A 2088-nucleotide genomic window follows, 5' to 3' on the forward strand; every position below is an offset into this window, starting at 1 on the left:
AGCAACGATAAGGCGATTAGTCTATAATGTTTTGCAAAAACACCTTTAAAAAAGGTAAAACTTACTAAAACATAAATGAGTCCGCTTACACCAATATGATACGATGGCCTCCCAATACTCCAAGTAAGAAACCCAGATAATAAAATCCCAAAGAAAAGGACTTTCCATGCGATGTGCCTATAGAAATAAAACAACGCTGTGGACAATACAAAAAGCGGCACCGTATTATGATAAATATGCTTAATGTCTCCATGAATAAAAGGACTTAACACCACGCCTCTTAAACCTTTTAAAGTTTGTGGATAGATTCCATATTTACTAAAATTATAACCAAAGCGCACCTCGAACCAAAATACTAACCAAATAATTAGAACAAAAAAAACTGGGTAAGCTATTACGCCGGTTGAGAATTTAAAATGTTCTTTAGTTTTCATTGATTTAAAGTTAGCAAATAGTTAACCAACTTTCAGCATTATGCTAAATTGGCAGTTATGCACCCGCGTGAGGCCTGCCTGCCGGCAGGCAGGGATTGAAGTGGAAAGCCCGACCCCTTTTGGGGGCACGCCCGAACTAAAAAATTAAAGATTTCCATCTTCACGGAAATGATAAAAGGCAAAAAAAATCAGTAATTTTGTGTTAATGAACGACAATGCACCTTTAGCGGAACGGTTACGACCAAAAACCTTGAAAGACTACGTAAGCCAAGCACATTTGGTGGGCGAAGGTGGCGCATTAACGCAGCACATTAAGCAAGGATTAATACCTTCCATGATTTTTTGGGGACCACCAGGAACCGGAAAAACAACCTTAGCGAACATTATTGCTACAGAATCTGGCAGACCGTTTTATACCTTAAGCGCCATAAACTCGGGGGTTAAAGACATTCGTGAGGTTATTGATAAAGCCAAACAAAGCGGCGGTTTGTTTACCACCAAAAACCCTATTTTGTTTATTGATGAGATTCATAGGTTTAGCAAATCGCAACAAGATTCGTTATTGCAAGCTGTTGAAAAAGGTTGGATTACACTTATTGGTGCCACTACCGAGAACCCGAGTTTCGAGGTTATTTCGGCATTATTATCGCGCTGCCAAGTGTATATTTTAAATGCTTTTGATAAACTTGATTTAGAAACCCTTTTAAAACGTGCCATTGAAACGGACGAACACATTTCAAAAAAGAAAATTACCCTAAAAGAAACCAATGCCCTTTTAAGATTATCGGGTGGAGATGCCAGAAAATTACTTAATATTTTTGAGCTTTTGGTAAACTCGTTTGATAGTGACACCATTGAAATTACCGACGCCATCGTTTTAGAAAAAATCCAAAATAACACGGTACGCTACGATAAAACAGGCGAGCAGCATTACGATATTATTTCGGCATTTATAAAATCCATTCGCGGTAGCGACCCAAATGGCGCGGTTTATTGGCTAGCCAGAATGATTGAAGGTGGCGAAGATGTAAAGTTTATTGCGCGTCGTTTGCTCATTTCGGCAAGTGAGGATATTGGAAATGCCAACCCAACGGCTTTGGTAATTGCCAATAACGCATTCCAGGCGGTAACCACCATTGGCTATCCAGAAGCGCGCATCATTTTAAGCCAATGCGCCACGTATTTGGCCTGTTCACCAAAAAGCAATGCCTCCTATATGGCTATTGGCATGGCGCAACAATTGGTGAAACAAACTGGAGATTTAAGCGTGCCTCTAGAAATTAGGAACGCCCCAACCAAACTCATGAAACAGCTTGGCTATGGCGATAATTACAAGTACGCACACAATTACGAAAACAATTTTGCACCACAGGAGTTTCTGCCCGACGACATAAAAAACACCACCTTTTACGAACCCGGAAATAACCCACGCGAAAACGCACACCGCGAGTTTTTAAAACAACGTTGGAAAGATAAATACAACTATTAAAAATTTATGGGCGTTACCACAAGGGTCGTGCTTTTGGCAGTCGCTTTTTTGTGTTGCATACCTGCCTGCCGGCAGGCAGGGGTGCAACAACACACAAAGAGCTTCAACAAATGCCTCAATCCCTAACGCAAATTCATGTTAAAATTAAACTTTAGAATTTAATAT

At 40.1% G+C, this 2088-nt stretch carries 2 protein-coding genes; one reads left to right on the forward strand and one right to left on the reverse strand.

Annotated features, from left to right (window positions below):
• Nucleotides 1-434: rhomboid family intramembrane serine protease (locus tag WBN21_RS16875; RefSeq protein WP_424202366.1), on the reverse strand; the 434-nt coding region annotated here is incomplete at its 3' end.
• A 205-nt stretch (nt 435-639) separates the two neighbouring features.
• Between WBN21_RS16875 and WBN21_RS16880 the strand changes: the two genes are divergently transcribed.
• Nucleotides 640-1923: a replication-associated recombination protein A gene (locus WBN21_RS16880; RefSeq protein ID WP_424202368.1), complete on the forward strand. Its 1284-nt coding sequence runs from the start codon at nt 640-642 to the stop codon at nt 1921-1923.
• Nucleotides 1924-2088 lie beyond the last annotated feature (165 nt).

Origin of the sequence: Algibacter sp. (genome assembly GCF_049667265.1) — a bacterium.
GTDB lineage: Bacteria > Bacteroidota > Bacteroidia > Flavobacteriales > Flavobacteriaceae > Algibacter_B.